This window comes from Sphingobium sp. FW306-1B-F04DB, assembly GCF_058781925.1.
The window spans coordinates 60,322-80,343 of the sequence record NZ_JBYSXE010000014.1 but is presented as its reverse complement, the minus strand read 5'-3'; the positions used below and the strand labels follow the sequence as shown (position 1 = coordinate 80,343).

Sequence of the window (20,022 nt, the reverse complement as noted above, 5' to 3'; positions counted from 1 at the left end):
CCCCAACCCCTCCCCTGAAGGGGAGGGGCTTTCAGTCATTGTACCCGCGTCACTTTCAGCCCGTCCCTGGCCAGCAATTCCTGCACCGAATCCTTGCCCGCGAGATGCCCGGCGCCGACCGCGACGAACACCGTGCCCGGGGCGTCGAGCCGTTTCTTCACCCAATCCGTCCAGTTAGCATTGCGCCTGTGCAGCAGCACCTCGGCCAGCTCGGGCGAGAAGCGCAGCTCTTCATCAAAGGTGGTGGCGATCTTGCGGGTGTCGCCGCTCGACCAGGCTGCCATCATCTTCTTGAACTCGGCCTCGGCATCGACCGTGCTGTCGATCACGCTGACGAGGAACTGGCGCTGCACCGCCTCGGGCAGCGTGTCGAAATAGCCCAGCTGCTGCTCGGTCGTCTCAAGCCCGCCGATCGGCTTGCGCGCGCTCTCGAACGTGCTCGACAGTTGGCGTTCCACGCCTTCGGTGGCGGTGATGTTGGCCTGGCGCAGCGTCAGCGCTGCGAGCGTCGTCGCCGCGGACCAGGTTTCCATCGTGTTCAGTCGCTCGACCGGGAGCTTCGAGGTCTCGATCAGCTTCGCAAGCGCGTCGCGCTTATCGGCGGGCACGCGGTCGAGCAGCGGCGGTAGCCCCGGCGAGATGCCGAGCCGTGTCACGATTTCGGCGGTCTTCTTTGGATCCTTGTCGAGCACTACTTCTAGGACGAGCTGGTCCGATTTGCCCAGCGCCTTGTCGAATGCCCTGGTCCGCCATTTGTAATCGGGCGGCAGCATGTGGATCGTACCGAACAGGTATATGGTGGTGTCGGCGTCAGCCACCTTCCACAGAGCCGGCTTGACGGGCGCATTGGCCTCGCCGGCCGAGGAGCAGGCGGCGAGGAGGGCGGAGAGCAGAAGAGAAAAGGGGCGCAACATGGCGCCCCTTATTCCCGCTCGAAGCTGAACCGGCAACAACCGGATCAGTAATTGACGCGAACGCTCTCGATTCTGAGCGCCTTCAGCTGATCCTGAACGCTGCCCTTGCCCGCGAGGTGGCCCGCGCCGACCGCAACAAAGCTGGTACCGGGTGTGTCGAGCCGTGTCCTGATCCATTGCGCCCACCGTGCGTTTCGGTCGTCGAGCAGGATCTTGGCGAGCTCGGGGGTCTTTTCCATGCCTTCGTTCATCTGCTCGGCCAGCGCTTCGGGATCGCCCCTGGTCCAGCTTGTGACCATGGTGTCGAGCATCGTGCCGTATCGGGGCATGTCATCGACCACGGCTTCCAGATAGCGCAGCTGCAGTGCCTCGGGCAGCGTGTCGAAATAACCGAGCTGTTGTTCGGCGGTTTCAAGGCCCTCCACCTTCTTGCCCGCCTGCTTGGCTGCGGCGGTCAGCACCTTCTCGGCGCCGCTCTCGGGATCGTAGCCGAGCTTCTTCAGTGGGAGGATCGACAGCGTCACCGTCGCGAACCAGGGCTCGAACGGATCGAAGGCCTCGACGGGAAGCCCGGCATCCGCCATCGCCTTCTGGTAGCGCATACGCAGATCGTCGCTGAGCTTTGCGCTCAATGGCTTGCCCGACTGGTCGAGCGCCTTGCTCATCACCAGCTGCTGCATCGCCGCCGTATCGGGTTCGACCATCTCGATCACGAGTTCGTCCGAGGCATTGAAGGCGTCCTTCACGCCCTCGTTGAACCAATCGAGCCCTGGCTTGAGCACATGGACGGTGCCGAACAGATAGATCGTCGTATCCGCATCCTTCACGACCCACAGGGCGGGATCGGCGTCGGTCACCGGCGCCTGCGCGCGCAGCGGCGCGGTGCCGAGCATGAGGCAGGCAAGGGCGGCAGTGATCTTCTTCATCCGGGCTCGCTTTCAGGTCATTGGAATCACGGTCATGCTTCGCTGCTTGCGCGGCAAAGGTCAAAGGGAGATTGACCCGCTCGCTTGACCCGTCCGCGCCCATCCGCCAAAGGGCCGCTTGTAATATTTTGCATCTGCGAAGCATGTCCTGAGCGGTGCCTTGCAGCCAGCCGAAGGGGGCTGAAATTGACCGATTCGAAGCCGCCCAGCTTCCAGAAGCTGATCCTGACGCTCCACGATTACTGGAGTGCGCTGGGGTGCGTGATCCTGCAGCCCTATGACATTGAAATGGGCGCGGGTACGTTCCATCCTGCGACGACATTGCGCGCGCTTGGCCCCAATCCCTGGAACGCCGCCTATGTCCAGCCATGCCGCCGCCCGACCGACGGCCGCTATGGCGAAAATCCCAACCGCCTCCAGCATTATTACCAGTATCAGGTAATCCTGAAGCCGAGCCCGGCGAACCTGCAGGAGCTCTATCTGGGCTCGCTCGCCGCGATCGGGATCGACTTCACGAAGCACGACATCCGCTTCGTCGAGGACGACTGGGAAAGCCCGACGCTGGGCGCCTGGGGGCTTGGCTGGGAAGTGTGGTGCGACGGCATGGAGGTGACGCAGTTCACCTATTTCCAGCAGATGGGCGGCTTCGACTGCAAGCCCGTCGCGGGCGAGCTGACCTACGGCCTCGAACGCCTCGCCATGTACATCCAGGGCGTCGACAGCGTGTATGACCTCGCGTTCAACGACGTTCCGATCGGGGAGGGGGGCGTCACCTATGGCGACGTCTTCCTCGACAACGAGGTGCAGATGAGCACCTGGAACTTCGAGGTTGCGGATACCGAGCGGCTGTTCGACGCGTTCCGCAAGGCGACCGCCGAGTGCGAGCTGTGCCTCGAGAAGAAGCTGCCGATCCCCGCCTATGAGCAGGCGATCAAGGCGAGCCATGTCTTCAACCTGCTCCAGGCGCGCGGGGTGATTTCGGTCGCCGAGCGCCAGGCCTATATCGGCCGCGTCCGCGATCTCGCGAAGGGCAGCTGCGCGGCGTGGATGGAAAAGAACGGGTGGGCGGCGTGATGGCCCTGCGGAATCCGGAAGGGAAGACCCTCACCCCAACCCTCTCCCGCGGAAAGCGGGAGAGGGGGAGGGCCGGCATGTGCGGGGTAGTCCTCTCCCGCCTTCGCGGGAGCATGGCGAACAGACCATCCCCCAGATGGTCTGCAGCGCCATGCTGGTTGGGTGAGGGTCTTCTTCTTTCTTCGTCGGGCGCGTCCAATGACTGATTTCCTCCTCGAACTCCGCTCCGAAGAAATTCCTGCGCGCATGCAGGAAAAGGCGTCCGCCGACCTCGCGCGCCTCTTCGCCGAGGAGATCGCCAGATCGGGCATCAAGACCGCAGCGATCGAGACCTTCGCGACCCCGCGCCGCCTCGCGCTCATCGCGCCCGGCCTGCCGCTCCAGACCGAGGCGGTAAGCGAGGAACGCAAGGGCCCGCGCGCCAACGCGCCCCAACAGGCGCTCGCGGGCTTCCTGCGCTCGACGGGGCTGACGCGTGACCAGCTTGTCGAGCGCGACGGCGTGCTGTTCGCGGTGGTCGAAAAGCCCGGCCGCGCGACCGCGGAGGTGATCGGCGAGGCGATCCCCGCGATCATCCGCGCCTTTCCCTGGCCCAAGTCGATGCGCTGGGGGGCGTCCTCGTCCTCGACCGAAAGCCTGCGCTGGGTGCGCCCGCTGCAGGGCATCGTCGCGCTGCTCGGGGACGACGTCGTGCCGTGTTCGATCGACGGCATCGAGAGCGGTGCCGAGACCGTCGGCCACCGCTTCCACCATCCCGGCTGCATCACCATCGGCAATGCCAATGACTATGCCGCGAAGCTGCGCGCCTGCCATGTGATCGTCGATCCGGCCGAGCGTCGCAAGATGATCGAGGAGGGCGCGCACGCGGCCGCCGATGCCGCGGGCCTGACGCTGGTCGAGGATCCCGGCCTCGTCGCCGAGAATGCGGGGCTGACCGAATGGCCGGTGCCGCTGCTCGGATCGTTCGATCCGGCGTTCCTCGAGGTGCCGCGCGAGGTGATCCAGCTCACCATGCGCACCAACCAGAAATATTTCGCGCTCAACGACCGCGAGGGTAACCTGGCCCCCAATTTCGTCTGCACCGCCAACATCACCGCAAGGGACGGCGGCGCGCAGATCGTCGAGGGCAATCACAAGGTCCTCGCCGCACGGCTTTCGGACGCCAAGTTCTTCTGGGAGCAGGACCTGAAGGTTCCGCTCGAGGATCAGGCGAAAAAGCTCAACCAGATCGTCTTCCACGAAAAGCTCGGCACCGTCGCCGACAAGGTCGATCGCGTCGCCAAGCTCGCGCGCTGGCTGGTGGAAGAAGGGATTGTCGGGGGTTCAAGTCCCTCCTCCGCTACCAACCCCCATAGTCATTCCCGCGAAAGCGGGAATCCAGACGATGCCGGAGCGGGCTCTGACGCCCAACTGGATCCCCGCGTGCGCGGGGATGACATAGTGGAGCGAGAAGAGCTGGCCAATATGGCCGAACAGGCCGCGCGTCTTGCCAAGGCCGATCTCGTTACCGGCATGGTCGGCGAATTCCCCGAATTGCAGGGCGTCATGGGCGGCTATTATGCACGGGCGCAGGGCTTGCCTGATGCTGTCGCTAACGCGATCCGCGACCACTACAAACCGGTCGGACAGGGAGACGAGGTGCCGACCGCGCCAGTGACGGTGGCCGTTTCGTTGGCGGATAAGCTGGACACAATCGCTCAATTTTTCGCGATTCAGGAAAAGCCGACTGGGTCAAAAGATCCATTTGCTTTGCGCCGCGCGGCATTGGGCGTCATCGATCTGCTTACGCTCACTTCAAGCCGAATGAACATCAAGCAAGCTTTGGTAGAGCAGGCTTTTGAACGAATAGCTGGGACACTTAGGAAGCAATCGCTTATTCGATATCAGCGCGCCAAAGTGCATTGTTGCGAAATCTATGGTCGCGCAGTCGAACACATTCCAGCGTTCGGTGGCTTCGATGAGAAAAGCTCGACCATTGGTTTTGATGAAGCAATCAATGACGTCGATAAAGTCCTCGCGGACGTAGTGTCTTTCTTCGCCGACCGCCTCAAGGTCCAGCAGCGCGAGGCGGGGGTTCGTTACGACCTGATCGATGCGGTGTTCGCGCTGGGTGGGGAGGATGATCTCGTCCGGCTGCTCGCGCGCGTGAAGGCGCTGCAGGCCTTCGTCCAAACGGATGATGGCGACCATCTTCTCACCGGCTATCGCCGTGCGGCCAACATTTTGAAGAAGGAAGGCTTCAACGCGGCAGGGGAGCAGGTTTCGCTGTCCTACACGCCCGAAAAGGAAGAGGCTGACCTGCTCGCAGCGCTCGACGCGGCCGAACCCAAAGCTGAAGCCGCGGTCGCCGCGGAAGACTTCGAAGGGGCGATGGCGGCGCTCGCATCGCTGCGCGCACCCATCGACGCGTTCTTCGACAAGGTGACGGTCAATGACGCCGATCCGGCAAAGCGCTCGGCTCGCCTCGCGACACTGGCGCGGGTGCGCGACGCTGTGCATCGGGTCGCCGACTTCTCAAAGATCGAAGGCTAGCGGCTCTATCGAAAGACCAGCCCGGCCAACGAAATCCAACTGGGGAACCTGACGAATGACCAAATATGTGTATCGTTTCGGCGGTGGCGTTTCGGATGGCGGCAAGGGCGATAAGAACCTGCTCGGCGGCAAGGGCGCGAACCTCGATGGCATGGCCTCGATCGGCCTTCCGGTGCCGCCGGGCTTCACGATCACGACCGAGATGTGCACCCGCTATTATGACGATGGCGAGGTCTTCCCCGACAGCCTGCGCGAAGAGGTTGCGAAGGGCATCGCGCATATCGAAGGCGTGACGGGCAAGAAGTTCGGCGATGCCGCCGATCCGCTGCTCGTCTCTGTCCGGAGCGGCGCGCGTGTCTCGATGCCCGGCATGATGGATACCGTGCTCAACCTCGGTCTCAACGACGAGACCGTGCAGGGGCTCGCCCGGACCTCGGGCGATCCGCGCTTCGCGTGGGACAGCTATCGCCGCTTCATCCAGATGTACTCGGACGTGGTGCTCGAACTCGATCATGGATCGTTCGAGGAAGCGCTCGAGATCGCCAAGGAAGACAAGGGCTATAATCTCGATACCGAGATGGCGGCCGAGGACTGGCAGGGGCTGGTCGGCACCTACAAGAAGCTCGTCGAGGAGCAATGGGGCAAGCCCTTCCCGCAGGACGTGCACGACCAGCTCTGGGGCGCGGTCGGCGCGGTGTTTGGATCATGGCAGTCCGAACGCGCCAAGGTCTATCGCCGCCTCAACCATATCTCGGGCGACTGGGGCACTGCGGTTAACGTGCAGGCGATGGTATTCGGAAACATGGGCGATACCTCGGCGACGGGCGTGGCGTTCACGCGCGATCCCGCGACCGGTGAGCGCGCCTATTATGGCGAGTTCCTGATCAATGCGCAGGGCGAGGACGTGGTCGCGGGCATCCGCACGCCGCAGTATCTGACCAAACAGGCGCGTGAGCGGGCCGGGGCCAGGCCGCTCTCGATGGAAGAGGCGATGCCCGAGACCTATGCGGAACTGGCACGCGTCTTCGATCTGCTCGAGACGCACTACCGCGACATGCAGGACATCGAGTTCACCGTCGAGCGCGGCAAGCTCTGGATGCTCCAGACGCGCTCGGGCAAACGCACCGCCAAGGCCGCGCTCAAGATCGCGGTCGACATGGCCAATGAAGGGCTGATCGGCGAGGAAGAGGCGGTTGCGCGCGTTGACCCCGCCGCGCTTGACCAGCTGCTCCACCCCACGCTTGATCCCAAGGCGCCGCGCGACGTGCTCGCCAGGGGGCTTCCCGCCTCGCCGGGCGCGGCGTCGGGCAAGGCGGTCTTCGACAGCGACACCGCGGAGAAATGGGCCGATCTGGGTGAAGAGGTCATCCTCATCCGCGTCGAGACCAGCCCCGAGGACATTCACGGCATGCACGCCGCCAAGGGCATCCTGACCGCACGTGGCGGCATGACCAGCCACGCGGCGGTGGTCGCACGCGGCATGGGCCGCCCCTGCGTCTCGGGCGTCGGCACGCTCGCGATCGATGCCAAGGCCAGGCTGATGCGCGTCGGCAAGCGCGAGGTGAAGGAGGGCGATATCGTCACGATCGACGGCGCCTCGGGCGAGGTGATGTACGGCGCGGTGGCGACCGTCCAGCCCGAGCTGGCGGGCGACTTCGGCACGCTGATGGTCTGGGCGGACAAGGTTCGTCGCCTCAAGGTTCGCACCAACGCTGAGACCCCGATCGATTGCCGTGTCGCACGCGATTTCGGTGCCGAGGGCATCGGCCTGTGCCGCACCGAGCATATGTTCTTCGACGCGCAGCGCATCACGGCGGTCCGCCAGATGATCCTCGCGGATACCGAAAAGGGCCGTCGCGCCGCGCTTGACAAGCTGCTTCCCGAGCAGCGCGCCGACTTCACCGAGATCTTCGAGGTGATGGCGGGGCTTCCCGTCACGATCCGCCTGCTCGACCCGCCGCTCCACGAGTTCCTCCCGCACGAAGAGGCCGAGTTCGCGGAGGTCGCTGAGGCAGCTGGCGTGGGGATCGAGGCGCTCAAGCGCCGCGCCGCCGAGCTGCACGAGTTCAACCCTATGCTCGGCCATCGCGGCTGCCGTCTCGGCGTCACCTATCCCGAGATCTACGAGATGCAGGCGCGCGCGATCTTCGAGGCGGCGTGCGACGTCGCGGCGAAATCGGGCGAGGCGCCGATCCCCGAGGTCATGGTGCCGCTCGTCGCCACCAGGCGCGAGCTCGAGCTGATGAAGGACGTGATCGACCAGACCGCGCAGGCGGTGTTCGCCGAGAAGGGGCGGACGATCGACTATCTCGTCGGCACGATGATTGAGCTGCCGCGCGCCGCGCTCAAGGCGGGCGAGATCGCCGAGGTCGGCCAGTTCTTCAGCTTCGGCACCAACGACCTGACGCAGACCACGCTCGGTGTCAGCCGCGACGATGCGGGCCGTTTCCTCACCACCTATGTCGACAAGGGCATCTTCCCGCGCGACCCGTTCGTGACCCTCGATATCGAGGGTGTCGGCGAGCTCATCGAGCTGGCGGCCGAGCGGGGCAGGGCGGCGCGTCCCGGCCTGAAGCTCGGCATCTGCGGCGAGCATGGCGGCGATCCCGCGTCGATCGAATTCTGCGAAGCGACGGGGCTCGATTACGTCTCGGCCTCGCCTTACCGTGTGCCGATCGCCCGGCTGGCCGCCGCGCAGGCTGCGCTCAAGGCGCGCTGAGCACCACTGCGATGAAATGAAGAGGGCGGCGGGATCGAATCCCGCCGCCCTTTTTCGTCAGACCCCGCCGTTGACGAAGCTGTCGGTGATCGAACAGGCTGCAGGGCCGAGGATCACGATGAACAGCACGGGCAGGATGAAGAGGATCAGCGGCACCGTCATGATCGCGGGCAGGCGCGCGGCCTTTTCCTCGGCGCGCATCATGCGCTCGTTGCGGAATTCGGCCGAGAGCACGCGGAGCGCCGAAGCGAGTGGGGTACCGTATTTCTCGGTCTGGATCATGGTGGTGACGACGCCGCGGACCGCGTCGAGATCGACACGCTGCGCGAGGTTCTCGAATGCCATGCGGCGCTCGGTCAGGAAGCCCAGCTCGATCGCGGTCAGCGCGAACTCGTCACCCAGCTCGGGATAGGCACGTCCGAGCTCGCGTGCGACACGGTGAAAGGCCGCGTCGACGGTCAGGCCCGCCTCGGCGCAGATGACGAGCAGATCGAGCGCGTCGGGAAGCCCTTTGCGGATCGCTTCGCTGCGCTTGGTGATCTTGTTCTGGACGAAGAGGTCGGGTGCCTTGTAGCTGCCGATCAGCGAGCCAGCAGTAAGGCCGAGCTGCTTCAGCGGTCCCCAGTCGGCGAACCAGCCCAGCAGATAAACGCCAACCACCATCGTCCCGCCGAACACGATCGGCAGGATCAGGCGGCTGAAGATGATGACGACGGCGACGTCCTTCGAACGGATGCCCGCCTGCGCCAGCTTGATCTGTGCCGTCTTGAGCTGTCCGTCCTGGAGCACCTTGAGTGACTTCAGGAACGAGCGGATGCGATCGGTCGTCTCGCTCTGATGGACCAGCTTGGCGCGGCGCTTCGAGGTCGAGGCGACGATGCCCGCCTTGAGCTGTTCGCGGCGTTCGTTGAGCGATTTGACGCGCTTGGCCATGGGATCGCGCACCGTGGTGGCGGCGTAGATCGCGGTGAGCGTCGCGAAGGTCGCTACCGCGGCAAGCAGCGTCGCAGCCCAGATGACGTCGATCCCCATGATGGTCGGTGCGGCTGTTTCGGTCATGTCCTGTCGCCCTCAGATCTCGAAGCTGACCATCTTGGCCATCATGAACGCGCCGATGCTCATCCATACGAGCCCGCCGGCGCCCGCGATCATCAGGCGCTGATCGACGAAGAAGTTGGCCATGTACTCGGGTGATACGGTGTAGATCAGCGCAAAGACGATGAAGGGCAGCGAGCCGACGATATAGGCCGACGCCTTCGATTCCGACGACATCGCCTTGATCTTGAGCTTCATCTGCGCACGCTTGCGGAGCACGTCGGCCAGGTTGGAGAGCGTCTCCGCAAGGTTGCCGCCGGTCTCGCGCTGGATGGTCAGCGTGATGCAGAAGAACTGGAATTCGGGCGTGCCGAGCCGGTCCGCGGTGTCCTGCAGCGCCTGATCCATGGTGCGGCCAATCTTGATCTTGTCGCTGACCATGCTGAATTCCTCGCCCACCGGGCCGGGGATTTCATTGGCGACGACGCCCAGCGTCTCGGAGATCGGCAGACCCGCGCGCAGGCCGCGCACGAGCAGCTCGATCGCGTCGGGAAAGCGGACGGTAAATTTGTTGATGCGGCGCTTGATCAGCGAGCCGACAACGGCATGCGGGAGGAAGAGTCCGGCGGCGATGCCTACGAGCAGAGCGAGGAACACCGGCCAACCGCTGACGATGCCAAAGCCGGCAACGGCGATCGCGATAACCGCGCATGCGATACCATATTGTCCGAGCGTCCAGCTCTTGCCCGTTCGCGAGATGCGTTGCTTGAGCAGGGCGGGATTGGGAATGAACTGCGCCGCGAACCCGTCAACGCGGGACTGTCGGCTCGAGATGACGCGGCGCATTTGCGCCTCGATCGTCGCGTTCGCGGATGCGGCATGGCGATCCTTCACAGCCGACAGACGTCGCGTTTGCGTCTTGGTGAGCGAAGGGCCCGCAAGTGCCGCGAAGAGCAGCACAAGGACGCCAGCCAGTCCGGCCGCAACGGTTAGAATGGGCAACATCGCAGTCATTCCCCCTGCCAATCCAAACCGGTGGGCGTGCGCGGCCCGACGGCTCGCGCAACGCCCTCCAAATTCACGCCTTCGCGGTCTTTTTCGGCATCAGCGCCTTCAGGTCGCCGAGCTTGCCAAGAAGCGACTTGCCCTTGGCGGCCGCGGCATTGTCTTCGGCGCTTTCGTCGATGCAGCTGAGCAGGCGGTTCGACAGGTCCAGCAAACTGGTGCTGACCTTTGATCCCTTGCCTGCCTCAGCGATCGGCTTGCCGAGTTTCGCGGCCTGTGCCGCGACCCGCGGATCGAGCGGGATGAGGACATCGACCTTGCGCTCGATCGAGGTTTCGAAATCCTTGCGGCTCACCTCGGGTGCGCCGCTTCCCGGCACGCGGTTTGCGACAACCATGATCCGCGCCTGTGGCGCGTTGCTCTTGAACCAGGACAGGATGCGAATGACATCGCGCGCTGCCGCCAGCGTCAATTCGGTGATGACGACGGCGGCATGCGCTTCGTGGAGCAGGTGCGGGTGCTGCACGAGCATCCCGCGCGGCAGATCGATCACGGTGCACTCGAATGCCGAGCGCATTTCTTCCTGAAGCTGGAAAAAGGCCGATCCGTCTGTCAGCATCGACTGGTTGAGCGGGGCTTCCGCCGACAGGATCGACAGCTTCTCGTTCGCCTTGACCATGGCGCGCTCGATGAAGAGCCCGTCAATGCGGCTGGGATTCTCGATCGCATCGGTCAGGCCACGGCCGGGCTCGAGATCGAGCGCCAGCGCGCCGGTACCGAAATGGACGTCGAGGTCGAGCATCGCGGTTGACCGGCCCGCCTTTTCGCCGAACAGCCAAGCAAGCGACGTCGCGATTGTCGACGCACCCACGCCGCCACGCGCACCGACCACCACCGTCATCAGGTGCGGCCGTTCGACCGCCGAGTCCGAATGCTTGGGCGCATTGAACACCGCCTGCGCCTGTGCAAACGCATCGCGCAGCTGGTCGGGGCTGAACGGCTTGAGCAGATAGTCCTGAATGCCGCTGGCGATCAGGTCGCGATACAGGCGGACGTCGTTGACCTGGCCGGCCGCGATCACGACCGTGCCGGGCTCGCAAACCTCGGCGAGCGCATTGATGTCGTTGAGCGGGTCACCCGATTCCGACAGGTCGACAAACAGGATGCTCGGGCTGGCGGAAACCGACAGAGACTGGACGGCGTTGCGAAGGCCGCCCTTGTTGACCTTTTCAGGTGACCAGCCGAGCTCGACCGCGACCGAGCGGATGACCTCGACGGCGGCGTCGTCACAGACATAGGCGTTGAAGGGTTCACGCAGCGTCGCGCCGCGACCGGGAGTCCAGGGTGCGTTCATGTTACTGACCTTTCGCCGACTCTTGCTTGACTGACGAGACGCCCGTGACGATGCGGTCGCGGAATGCCTTGACCGCCTTTGTTGCGGTATGCGCGTCTGATCCGCCCTGAACTGTGCGTCCATGCACAAGGTCTTCGGGGCTGGCGATCATCGCCGCGAGATTTTTTGCGGACGCGCAGCCGAAGTTCGACATGGTCGAGGCTTCATATTCAGGCTGCGAAGGGCGGCTCCAGTCGGGGCATTCGGGGACCGAAGCCGTCATCCGGCTGACCACCACCCTGACGCTGCCCGGCGCGACCTGGCCGGTCGTGACGGGTGCACCCTGTTCGAGGAGCAAGCCGTAACGCGAGGCCGCCGAAGCGACCGCGCTGCGCGCGTCCGGATTGGCGTAGCCCGCCGGGTCATCGATCGAAATGCGATCGCCATAGCCGAGCTCGAGCGTATCGAACCAGGTGGCCAGGCGTTGCGCCTCGCCCGCGCCCAGACCGCGTTCGTCCCCTGTCCGGAGATCGAGCGTGTAGTCGGTGCGCTGCACCACGGGCTGATGCGCTGCTTCCATCCCGGGATTGACAGTCCCGCCGGTGCATGCGCTCAGCGCGAGCGCCAGCGCAGCGGCGGCAGATCTAGTCAGTGTCTTCGTGATCGTGCTGTTCATCGGTCCACTCCGATCAATCGAGGCTGAAGCCGGGCGTTGCGCCCGCGTCGTTTTTGCCGGTCGCAACGGCCACGCGCTCCTGGGTCGGCCCGCCAGGCATCGGCGGCTGGCGGCCCGGGGCAGGCAGGGCCGCGCTCGGGTCGTACGGCGTTACGCCGGGCTGCGTCCGGGGCGATCCGCTGCGGGGAACGGGGCGCTGTTCGCCCGACTTGCCCTTGAACGTCTGGCCAAACAGGAACGTCTCGGCATCGTTGGTGCCGCGATAGCCATCGGTGGGCAGCGCGATCTGGTTGGCCGAAACCGGCTTCACCAGATAGGGTGTCACGACGATCATCAGCTCGGATTCGGAACGCTTGAAGCGTTTCGAACGGAACAGCGCGCCGAGCACGGGTAGGTCGCCGAGGAAGGGCGTCTTGTCGACCGAGTTATTGTGATTGTTGCTCAACAACCCGGCGATCATGAAGCTCTGGCCCGAGCCCAGCTCGACCGTGGTTTCCGCCCGCCGCGTGGTGATGCCAGGAATGGTGAAGCCATTGAGGCGGACCGAGCCCGCATCGGTGAGCTGGGATACCTCGGGCCGAACGCGCATCGAGATGCGGCCGTCGGCGAGCACGATTGGTGTGAAGGCCAGGCTGACGCCATATTGCTTGAATTCGACCGAAATCGAGCCGAGCCCCTCGCTGATCGGGATCGGAATCTCACCGCCGGCCAGGAAGCTCGCGGTCTCGCCCGACAGCGCCGTCAGGTTGGGATTTGCGAGCGTGCTGACGAGGCCATCCGTCTCGGCCAGGTCCAGGGCAGCCTGGATATCCATGCCCAGAAAACGGTCGACGATACCGAGCGTGCTGCCGAGACCGGTGCCCTTGACCGTAACGTTGCCAGTGGTGGGATCAACGTCGATGGCGTCGGCGCGCCCTTGCGTGAAGAAGAAATTGCCGTCGGTTGCGAAGAGATTGACGCCCACGGACTTCATGAAGTCGCGGCTGACCTCGGCGATGCGCACCTGCAGGTTGACCTGGAGCGGGGTCGCGGTGCGCAGGCGCGACACGACCTTGCTGCTGTCACCCACGAAGGCCTGCGCCAGCCTTTCTGCCTCGGCGACATCGTCGGGGTTGCTGACGGTGCCGGTCAGCAGGACGAGGCCGTTCATCGGCGTCGCCTGGATCTCGGCATCGGGCAGTGCCAACTGCAGCATCGAGTCGACGGTGCCGTAGTTGTTGCCGACGCGGACATTCGCGGCATAGACGACCTTGCCGCTGCGCGACGTGGCGTAAACCGTCGTTTCACCCGCGCCCTTCGCGAAGATGTAGAGCTGGGTGGGCGAGCGCACCTGGACGTCGGCGATGCCGGCATCGGCCACGAACAGGTCCGACATCGGCGCCGAGAGGTTCACCAGCGTACCGCGTCCGGTCGAAAGGTTGACGGTCGCGGAGGGCTGCGAAGCGCCACCCGGTGCGGCACCCAGCGCGGTCGGCGCAATCGCCGTACCGATCGTCAGGGCCGCGGCAAGCGCGTATCCGAGCGACCGTTTCGTGGTCTTGGTCTTGAAAGCCATGTCACTTACCCCCCACCGAAACATCGGTGACATTGTTGCCACGGGCAACGCGGACCACCGGACCGGAGAACGGGACGGTCCCCGAAACTGCTGAAGATCCACCCGAATTGTCGCTGCTGCTCTTCTGCGAGGGCACCGTACGGCGCTGGAAGCGCGAGACATCCGCGCCCGTGACAAAGGTGGTGGCGCCATCATTCGGCCGCGACGCGACCGCGAGCAGCATCTGCTTGTCGGCCTTGGGATCGCTGCCTTCGGGCACCTTGACCTCGCCCGCGGCGATGGCGCGCTCAAGGTCGGCTTCGTTGTCGGCAATCGACCGCAGCGACAGCGAGAGCTGACCGATGGTCTGCGCGACCGCGATCTTCTCGGCGATGCGCGGGGTCGCCTCGATCGTGACCGTCGAGAAGGTGCGCACCTCGGTGTTGCCCTCCTCGTTGGTCGGCACGGTGCGCTGGTCGGTCGCGAGAACGCGCAGATTGCTGATGATCGTTTCCGACGCCTTCAACTCGGGGCCGTCGCCACCCACGCTCTGGGTGAGCACCAGGTCAATGCGGTCGCCTGGGAAGACGAAGCCGGCAACGCCGCTGGCCGCCGACACCGAGACTGTCACGGCGCGCATGCCGGGGCCGAGCGCTGCGGCAAGGAAGCCGCGATCGCCGGGCTTGACGAGCGCGCCCTGCGTGATCGGCTGACCGGCGGTGATGGCGTAGCGCACCACTGTGCCTGCCAGACCCCCCATGTCCGATTCGCCCTCGATGTAATAGGCGCTCTGGACGAGATCCTTGGGCCAGGGCTGATAGCGGAAGCTGTCGGGCCCGATGATCGTGCCGACGGGCAGGGCGCGCGTGGCGACGAGCACCTTCGGCCCGGTCGGCTCGGGCGCGGCCGCCGCTGCGGCCTGTGGAGCGGATGCACCGCTGAACATGTTCTTGGCCATGACGGCGGTGACCGCGGCGATCACGAGCGCGCCAACCAGCAATGCGATCTTTTTGACATCCATGACGACAATCGCCTCCTGAGCCGGGCCCCCCATCGGCCCGCCATGTTTGATCAAGCAAAATGGTTAAGATAAGGTTGGGCCAATATCCAAAGCCCCCCGGCGGCTATCGCAACCCCGTAGGGAACCTCGATATTTGTCTTTGATCTGTTGAGCTTATGGTAAATGAGCATCGCCGCGGTGAGCACGCCGCCGGCGATCGCCATGATGAACAGCATGGCAAAAAGATCGTTGAACGGGAGCCACAGTGCGAGCGCGCCGAGCATCTTCACATCGCCTCCGCCCATCGCGCCGATCGCGAAGATGCCGGCAAAGACCGCGAAGACCGCGAGCGCGATACCTAGCTGGATCGTTATGTCCGGCCAGAACGCGTAGCCGTTCGCCCACCAGAACAGCGGTGCAAGCAAGGCTATCGCTGCATTGAGCCAGTTGTCGATCTGCCGGCGCCGCACATCGGTGAAGGCCGCCAGCAACAGCATGCCGCACAGCGTACCGATCAGAATGTGCGAGAAAATTGCCCCCGTCATAGGATGCAGGCTAGACGCTATGCCTTACGAAACCGTAACCACGACGTATGGAAACCATTATCTTTAACCGTCGCGCGATCCCGCAAGGGGCGGTCAATCGGCGGATCACCGCATCGGATGGCTGGCCGCTGAGGATCTTCGAATGGCCGAGCGCGGCGGAACTCCCGCGCGGCACTTTGCTGTTCCAGGGCGGACGCGGCGACATTTTCGAGAAGTATCTCGAGGTCTTCGATCACTGGCATCTGCAAGGCTGGGATATTCACAGCTTTGACTGGCGCGGGCAGGGCGGTTCGGGCCGCCTCGCCGCAGACCCCCGCGTCGGCCATGTCGAGGACTTCACCATCTGGATTGACGAGCTTGCCGACCGCTTTGCGGCACTGAAGGCTACGGCACCCGGCCCGCATGTGATCGTCGCGCATTCGATGGGCGGGCATCTCGTGCTGCGCGCGCTCATAGAACGCCGCATCGCGCCCGACGCGGTGGTTCTGGTGGCGCCGATGCTCGGTCTGCGCAGCCAGCCCTTTTCGCAGCAGACAGCGGGGAAGATCGCGCGCTTCATGACGCGGATCGGGCGTCCAGAGCGGCTGGCATGGAAGCAGAACGAACGCCCCGCATTGCCCGGCGCGTCGCGACAGAAGTTCCTGACGCACAGCCTCGTGCGCTATGAGGACGAACTGTGGTGGAAGGCGCAAAAGCCGGAGCTGGCGCTCGGGCCACCCAGCTGGCAGTGGCTCGCCGCCGCTTATCGTTCGACGCTGGACAGCTTCGCGCCCGGGCGGCTGGAAGGTGTCAATGTGCCGATGCTGATGCTGTGCGCGGACAACGACAAGCTGGTGAGCCCCCAGGCGACGATCGCGGCTGCGCAGCGTCTGCCCGACGCGCGGCTGGTGCGTTTCGGTGCGGAATCGGCGCATGAAATCCTGCGCGAGGCAGATCCGGTGCGCCTGCGCGCACTCGCCGAGATCGATCGCTTTCTCGACGAGAGGGCGGCCATCCGGTGAAACGCTGCGATGTCGCCATCGTCGGCGCGGGCATGGCCGGTACCAGCCTCGCCGCGGAGATCGCGCCGCATGTGCGCGTGATCATCCTCGAGGCGGAAGATCAGCCGGGTTATCATGCGACGGGGCGGTCGGCGGCATTCTGGAGCGAGACCTATGGCGGCGCGGGCGTCCAGCCTCTGACATCCGCATCGGGACCTGTGTTGCGGCAGGGCGGTTTCCTGGCACCACTGGGATCGCTTCATATCGGGCGCGCGACCGACAGGCAGGCGGCCGATGCGTTCCTCGCTGAATTCGAGGGCAGCGGCATCGCGCTTGAGGAGGTCGACCCGGCCACGCTGATCCCCGGGCTGCGTGCGGAATGGACGATCGGCATCAGCGAGCCGAGCTGCAGCTATATCGACGTGGCGGGGCTGCATGCCGCCTGCCTTTCCGCTGCGCGACGCGCGGGTGCCGAGCTGATCTGCCACGCGGAGGTGCACCAGGCAGCCAGGACCGCGCAGGGCTGGCAGATCGAGACCGCTGCAGGAACGATTGCGGCCGACATCCTCGTCGATGCCGCGGGCGCATGGGCGGATCGCGTGGGGCAGCTGGCGGGCGCGCAGCCGCTCGGCATTGCCGCCTATCGGCGGACGATGGCACAGATCCGGACCGAGCCCCTGGCACCCGAGGGCTTGCCCCAGGTCGCGGACCTTGCCGGAAGCTTTTATTTCAAGCCCGAGCCAGGCGGCCGGCTGTGGCTGACCCCGCACGACGAGATCGCCACCGAGCCGTGCGACGCCGCGCCCGAAGATGTCGATATCGCGCTCGCCATCGACCGCTTCGAGGGCGTCGTCGACTGGCGCGTCGCGGCGGTCGAGCACAAATGGGCGGGGCTCAGGAGCTTCGCGCCCGACCGCCAGCCCGTCTATGGCTTCGATCCGCATGTTCCCGGCTTCTTCTGGTGCGCGGGGCAGGGCGGTTTCGGAATCCAGACCGCGCCAGCCGGCGCCAGGGTGGCCGCCGCTCTGCTGCTCGGGCGTGCGCCCGATGCCAGCGTGCGCGACATCGATGCGTCGCGCTACAGTCCTGCACGCTTCACGCTTTGACATTGGCTTACAATTGCTTGCCGGCGCCGCATCTGGCGACGCGTTAGCCTCTGTCGGCCGGTCACCCAACGGATGATCCGATGGCGCACAAGTTCGTGATCGAGCAGAACAAGGCTGGCGAGTATGTCGCCAAGTTCAAGTACAACAACGAAGTGATCTTCTGGACCGAAGGCTATGCCAACAAGGCCGGTGCGAAGAACGCGATCAAGTCGATCCTGAAGAACGGACCGGGAGCACCGGTCGAGGATTAAGCGTCAGCGCGCCACCAGCGCGGCATCGCTCGCCAGCCTGTCGGCGCGCTCATTCTCCGGATGGCCCGAATGGCCCTTTACCCACTGCCATTCCACCCGATGCGGGCGCGCGGCGGCGAGGAGTTCCTGCCAGAGGTCGGCATTTTTCACGGGCTTCCGGTCCGCGGTCTTCCAGCCATTCTTCAACCAGCCGTGAATCCACTTGGTGAGCCCGTCCATCACATAGCGACTGTCGGTGTGGAGCTTGACGCGGCAGGGACGCTTGAGCGCATTGAGACCCTGTATGGCCGCCATCAGTTCCATACGGTTGTTGGTCGTCTGCGGCTCGCCGCCCGATAATTCCTTCTCGCGGTCCCCCATGCGCAACACGACGCCCCAGCCGCCGCGGCCGGGATTCCCCTTGCACGCGCCATCAGTGAAGATCTCGACAAAGGGAAGCTCGGTCATGCGCCGAGCAACTCGGCCGGTGACGCGCCAGCATAGAAATCGAGGCGGCGCAGAAAGGCCAGCGGATCCTTGCGCGTGACAACCGCGTCTGCGGGGGTGTTGAGCCAGTCCCATGCGCGTGTGAGCAGGAATCGCAGGCAGGAGCCGCGCGCGAGCGCGACAAAGGCCGCGCGCTCGGCCGACGACAGCCCGAACTCTGCCTGATAGCCCTGAATCAGCGCAGCGGCGCGCGCTGCATCATAGCCGGTGCCGTCATTCTCGAAGCACCAGGCCGAGTGTGTCACGGCCACATCCCAGGCGCGAAGCTCGGTACAGGCGAAGTAGAAGTCGATCACGCCCGTCACGCGATCTCCAAGCATCAGCACATTGTCGGGAAACAGATCGGCATGGATCACTGATACGGGCAGGTCGGCGGGCCAATGCGCGTCGAGGAATGTCAGCTCGGCCGCGACGCGGGCGCGCAGGCCGCTCTGGATCGCGTCGAGATCGTCGCCACAACGCGCCGCGAGCGCATGCCAGCCCTCCAGCCCGAGCGTATTGGGCCTGACGTCGCCAAAGTCGGCGAGGGCCGTGTGCATCCGGCCGAGCGCGGCGCCCGTCGCGCGTGCCTGGCCATGCGTCGGATGACTGACGGACACGCCGGGCAGGAACTCGATCAGGCAGGCAGGCCGTCCTGCCACTACCTGTATCTGTTGGCCAGCGCGGTCCTTCAGCGCGCGCGGCACCGGATTGCCGCGGTCGGCCAGATGATCCAGCAGCTTCAGAAAGAAGGGCAGGTCGCCCGAATCGACGCGCTTTTCGTAGAGCGTGAGGATGAAGCGGTTGCGATCGGTTTCGACGAGAAAGTTGCTGTTCTCGACGCCTTCGGCGATGCCTTTGGCGGAAACGAGCGTCCCGACATCGTAGCGCGCCAGCAGCGCGGCCATCTCTTCGGCAGAGACCTGGGTATAGACGGCCATGCGTGCGCGTCAGGCGGCTTCGAGGCCGCGGGGCAGTTTGAACGCGATATCCTCGACAGCGGTCGTCACATCGCGCTCACTGATCTCGAAGCGCGTTGCCAGCCGGTCGACGACTTCGCGCACGAGCAGCTCGGGGGCCGAGGCGCCCGCGGTGATGCCGAGCGTGGTCACGCCCGCCAGCCACTCGAAGTCGATATCGTCGGCGCGCTGGATGAGCCGCGCCCTGGCGCCGCTGCGTTCGGCAACCTCGACCAGACGCAGCGAGTTGGAGGAGTTCGGCGCGCCGATCACGAAGACCGCATCGCACGACGCCGCGATCACCTTGACCGCCGCCTGCCGGTTGGAAGTGGCATAGCAGATGTCCTCGCCGCGCGGTGCCAGCATCGCGGGAAAGCGGGTCTGCAGCGTCGCCACGATCTCGGCGGTGTCGTCGACCGAAAGCGTCGTCTGGGTCAGAAAGGCGAGTGCTTCGGGATCGGCGGGCATGACGTTGCGCGCATCCTCGACGGTCTCGATCAGCGTCATCGAGCCCTCGGACACCTGGCCGAAGGTGCCGATCACCTCGGGATGCCCCTTGTGCCCGACGAACAGGATGTGGCAGCCCGAGGCGACCAGCCGTTCGGCCTGGCGGTGGACCTTGGACACCAGCGGGCAGGTGGCGTCGAGATAGTTGAGTCCGCGTTCGGCGGCCTTGGCGGGAACGATCTTGGGGACGCCGTGCGCCGAAAACACGACGGGCACGTCGTCGGGCACCTCGTCGAGCTCCTCGACGAATATCGCGCCCTTTGCCTTCAGGCTGTCGACGACGAACTTGTTGTGGACGATTTCGTGGCGGACATAGACGGGCGCGCCATATTTCTCGATCGCGAGTTCGACAATGCGGATCGCCCGGTCGACCCCAGCGCAAAAGCCGCGCGGGGCTGCGATCAGAAGCTCGATGGCGGGGCGGAACGGGGCGTTTTCGGTCATCTCGCCACCGCCTCTAC

General features: G+C 65.0%; 18 protein-coding genes. 6 read left to right on the top strand and 12 right to left on the bottom strand.

What is annotated here, in order from left to right; all coding sequences use genetic code 11:
* Window positions 1-35 precede the first annotated feature (35 nt).
* Window positions 36-914, bottom strand: a complete 879-nt coding sequence (locus tag AC3WJD_RS09195) for a TraB/GumN family protein (RefSeq protein WP_492746306.1) — start codon at window positions 912-914, stop codon at window positions 36-38.
* A gap of 44 nt (window positions 915-958) precedes the next feature.
* Entirely contained in the window at window positions 959-1,840 is an 882-nt protein-coding gene (locus AC3WJD_RS09190; RefSeq protein ID WP_492746305.1) for a TraB/GumN family protein, read from the bottom strand.
* A gap of 186 nt (window positions 1,841-2,026) precedes the next feature.
* On the opposite strand from AC3WJD_RS09190, the gene AC3WJD_RS09185 reads away from it, so the two are divergent.
* The 3 genes from AC3WJD_RS09185 (at window position 2,027) to ppdK (ending at window position 8,165) form a co-directional block, all read left to right on the top strand.
* Window positions 2,027-2,914 (top strand): glycine--tRNA ligase subunit alpha, encoded by an 888-nt coding sequence (locus AC3WJD_RS09185; RefSeq protein ID WP_492746304.1) that lies wholly within the window; start codon window positions 2,027-2,029, stop codon window positions 2,912-2,914.
* Window positions 2,915-3,112: 198 nt separating this feature from the next.
* Entirely contained in the window at window positions 3,113-5,446 is a 2,334-nt protein-coding gene (gene glyS, locus AC3WJD_RS09180) for a glycine--tRNA ligase subunit beta (protein WP_492746303.1), read from the top strand.
* 55 nt (window positions 5,447-5,501) lie between these two features.
* On the top strand, window positions 5,502-8,165 hold the full coding sequence (gene ppdK / locus AC3WJD_RS09175) for a pyruvate, phosphate dikinase (protein WP_492746302.1): 2,664 nt from the start codon (window positions 5,502-5,504) through the stop codon (window positions 8,163-8,165).
* Window positions 8,166-8,222: 57 nt separating this feature from the next.
* Here the strand turns inward: ppdK and AC3WJD_RS09170 are convergent, their stop codons facing one another.
* The 7 genes from AC3WJD_RS09170 to AC3WJD_RS09140 all read right to left on the bottom strand — a co-directional run bounded on the left by AC3WJD_RS09170 (window position 8,223) and on the right by AC3WJD_RS09140 (window position 15,293).
* On the bottom strand, window positions 8,223-9,224 hold the full coding sequence (locus AC3WJD_RS09170) for a type II secretion system F family protein (protein ID WP_492746301.1): 1,002 nt from the start codon (window positions 9,222-9,224) through the stop codon (window positions 8,223-8,225).
* 12 nt (window positions 9,225-9,236) lie between these two features.
* Window positions 9,237-10,205 (bottom strand): type II secretion system F family protein, encoded by a 969-nt coding sequence (locus AC3WJD_RS09165; RefSeq protein WP_492746300.1) that lies wholly within the window; start codon window positions 10,203-10,205, stop codon window positions 9,237-9,239.
* 73 nt (window positions 10,206-10,278) lie between these two features.
* The gene (locus tag AC3WJD_RS09160) at window positions 10,279-11,559 is read right to left on the bottom strand and encodes a CpaE/TadZ family protein (RefSeq protein ID WP_492746299.1); all 1,281 of its coding nucleotides are present in this window, start codon (window positions 11,557-11,559) and stop codon (window positions 10,279-10,281) included.
* Between the two features lies 1 nt (window position 11,560).
* On the bottom strand, window positions 11,561-12,214 hold the full coding sequence (locus tag AC3WJD_RS09155; protein WP_492746298.1) for a CpaD family pilus assembly protein: 654 nt from the start codon (window positions 12,212-12,214) through the stop codon (window positions 11,561-11,563).
* Between the two features lie 13 nt (window positions 12,215-12,227).
* On the bottom strand, window positions 12,228-13,769 hold the full coding sequence (locus tag AC3WJD_RS09150) for a type II and III secretion system protein family protein (protein WP_492746297.1): 1,542 nt from the start codon (window positions 13,767-13,769) through the stop codon (window positions 12,228-12,230).
* 1 nt (window position 13,770) lies between these two features.
* Window positions 13,771-14,769, bottom strand: a complete 999-nt coding sequence (gene cpaB, locus AC3WJD_RS09145; protein ID WP_492746296.1) for a Flp pilus assembly protein CpaB — start codon at window positions 14,767-14,769, stop codon at window positions 13,771-13,773.
* Window positions 14,770-14,819: 50 nt separating this feature from the next.
* A complete protein-coding gene (locus tag AC3WJD_RS09140) occupies window positions 14,820-15,293 on the bottom strand; it encodes an A24 family peptidase (RefSeq protein WP_492746295.1) in 474 nt (157 codons plus the stop codon).
* Between the two features lie 47 nt (window positions 15,294-15,340).
* Between AC3WJD_RS09140 and AC3WJD_RS09135 the strand changes: the two genes are divergently transcribed.
* From AC3WJD_RS09135 to AC3WJD_RS09125, 3 genes are all read left to right on the top strand, one after another.
* Window positions 15,341-16,294 (top strand): alpha/beta fold hydrolase, encoded by a 954-nt coding sequence (locus AC3WJD_RS09135; RefSeq protein ID WP_492746294.1) that lies wholly within the window; start codon window positions 15,341-15,343, stop codon window positions 16,292-16,294.
* Entirely contained in the window at window positions 16,291-17,379 is a 1,089-nt protein-coding gene (locus AC3WJD_RS09130; protein ID WP_492746293.1) for an NAD(P)/FAD-dependent oxidoreductase, read from the top strand. Before AC3WJD_RS09135 ends, AC3WJD_RS09130 begins: the two co-directional genes overlap by 4 nt.
* An 80-nt stretch (window positions 17,380-17,459) precedes the next feature.
* Window positions 17,460-17,630: a YegP family protein gene (locus tag AC3WJD_RS09125; RefSeq protein WP_492746292.1), complete on the top strand. Its 171-nt coding sequence runs from the start codon at window positions 17,460-17,462 to the stop codon at window positions 17,628-17,630.
* Window positions 17,631-17,633: 3 nt separating this feature from the next.
* Here the strand turns inward: AC3WJD_RS09125 and rnhA are convergent, their stop codons facing one another.
* The 3 genes from rnhA to ispH are packed head-to-tail and all read right to left on the bottom strand — an operon-like array spanning window position 17,634 to window position 20,005.
* Entirely contained in the window at window positions 17,634-18,077 is a 444-nt protein-coding gene (gene rnhA / locus AC3WJD_RS09120; protein ID WP_492746291.1) for a ribonuclease HI, read from the bottom strand.
* The gene (gene thrB / locus AC3WJD_RS09115) at window positions 18,074-19,036 is read right to left on the bottom strand and encodes a homoserine kinase (protein ID WP_492746290.1); all 963 of its coding nucleotides are present in this window, start codon (window positions 19,034-19,036) and stop codon (window positions 18,074-18,076) included. The genes rnhA and thrB overlap by 4 nt, the downstream gene beginning before the upstream one ends.
* 9 nt (window positions 19,037-19,045) lie before the next feature.
* Window positions 19,046-20,005, bottom strand: coding sequence for a 4-hydroxy-3-methylbut-2-enyl diphosphate reductase (ispH, locus tag AC3WJD_RS09110; protein ID WP_492746289.1), 960 nt, complete (start codon window positions 20,003-20,005; stop codon window positions 19,046-19,048).
* Window positions 20,006-20,022 lie beyond the last annotated feature (17 nt).

Coding starts and splice junctions, on each gene's coding strand:
- AC3WJD_RS09125 (WP_492746292.1), top strand. CDS start 17,460: ATGGCGCACAAGTTCGTGATCGAGCAGAACAAGGCTGGCGAGTATGTC.
- AC3WJD_RS09140 (WP_492746295.1), bottom strand. CDS start 15,293: ATGACGGGGGCAATTTTCTCGCACATTCTGATCGGTACGCTGTGCGGC.
- AC3WJD_RS09195 (WP_492746306.1), bottom strand. CDS start 914: ATGTTGCGCCCCTTTTCTCTTCTGCTCTCCGCCCTCCTCGCCGCCTGC.
- AC3WJD_RS09165 (WP_492746300.1), bottom strand. CDS start 10,205: ATGTTGCCCATTCTAACCGTTGCGGCCGGACTGGCTGGCGTCCTTGTG.
- AC3WJD_RS09160 (WP_492746299.1), bottom strand. CDS start 11,559: ATGAACGCACCCTGGACTCCCGGTCGCGGCGCGACGCTGCGTGAACCC.
- AC3WJD_RS09135 (WP_492746294.1), top strand. CDS start 15,341: ATGGAAACCATTATCTTTAACCGTCGCGCGATCCCGCAAGGGGCGGTC.
- AC3WJD_RS09155 (WP_492746298.1), bottom strand. CDS start 12,214: ATGAACAGCACGATCACGAAGACACTGACTAGATCTGCCGCCGCTGCG.
- glyS (WP_492746303.1), top strand. CDS start 3,113: ATGACTGATTTCCTCCTCGAACTCCGCTCCGAAGAAATTCCTGCGCGC.
- AC3WJD_RS09190 (WP_492746305.1), bottom strand. CDS start 1,840: ATGAAGAAGATCACTGCCGCCCTTGCCTGCCTCATGCTCGGCACCGCG.
- AC3WJD_RS09150 (WP_492746297.1), bottom strand. CDS start 13,769: ATGGCTTTCAAGACCAAGACCACGAAACGGTCGCTCGGATACGCGCTT.
- ispH (WP_492746289.1), bottom strand. CDS start 20,005: ATGACCGAAAACGCCCCGTTCCGCCCCGCCATCGAGCTTCTGATCGCA.
- AC3WJD_RS09170 (WP_492746301.1), bottom strand. CDS start 9,224: ATGACCGAAACAGCCGCACCGACCATCATGGGGATCGACGTCATCTGG.
- thrB (WP_492746290.1), bottom strand. CDS start 19,036: ATGGCCGTCTATACCCAGGTCTCTGCCGAAGAGATGGCCGCGCTGCTG.
- cpaB (WP_492746296.1), bottom strand. CDS start 14,769: ATGGATGTCAAAAAGATCGCATTGCTGGTTGGCGCGCTCGTGATCGCC.
- rnhA (WP_492746291.1), bottom strand. CDS start 18,077: ATGACCGAGCTTCCCTTTGTCGAGATCTTCACTGATGGCGCGTGCAAG.
- ppdK (WP_492746302.1), top strand. CDS start 5,502: ATGACCAAATATGTGTATCGTTTCGGCGGTGGCGTTTCGGATGGCGGC.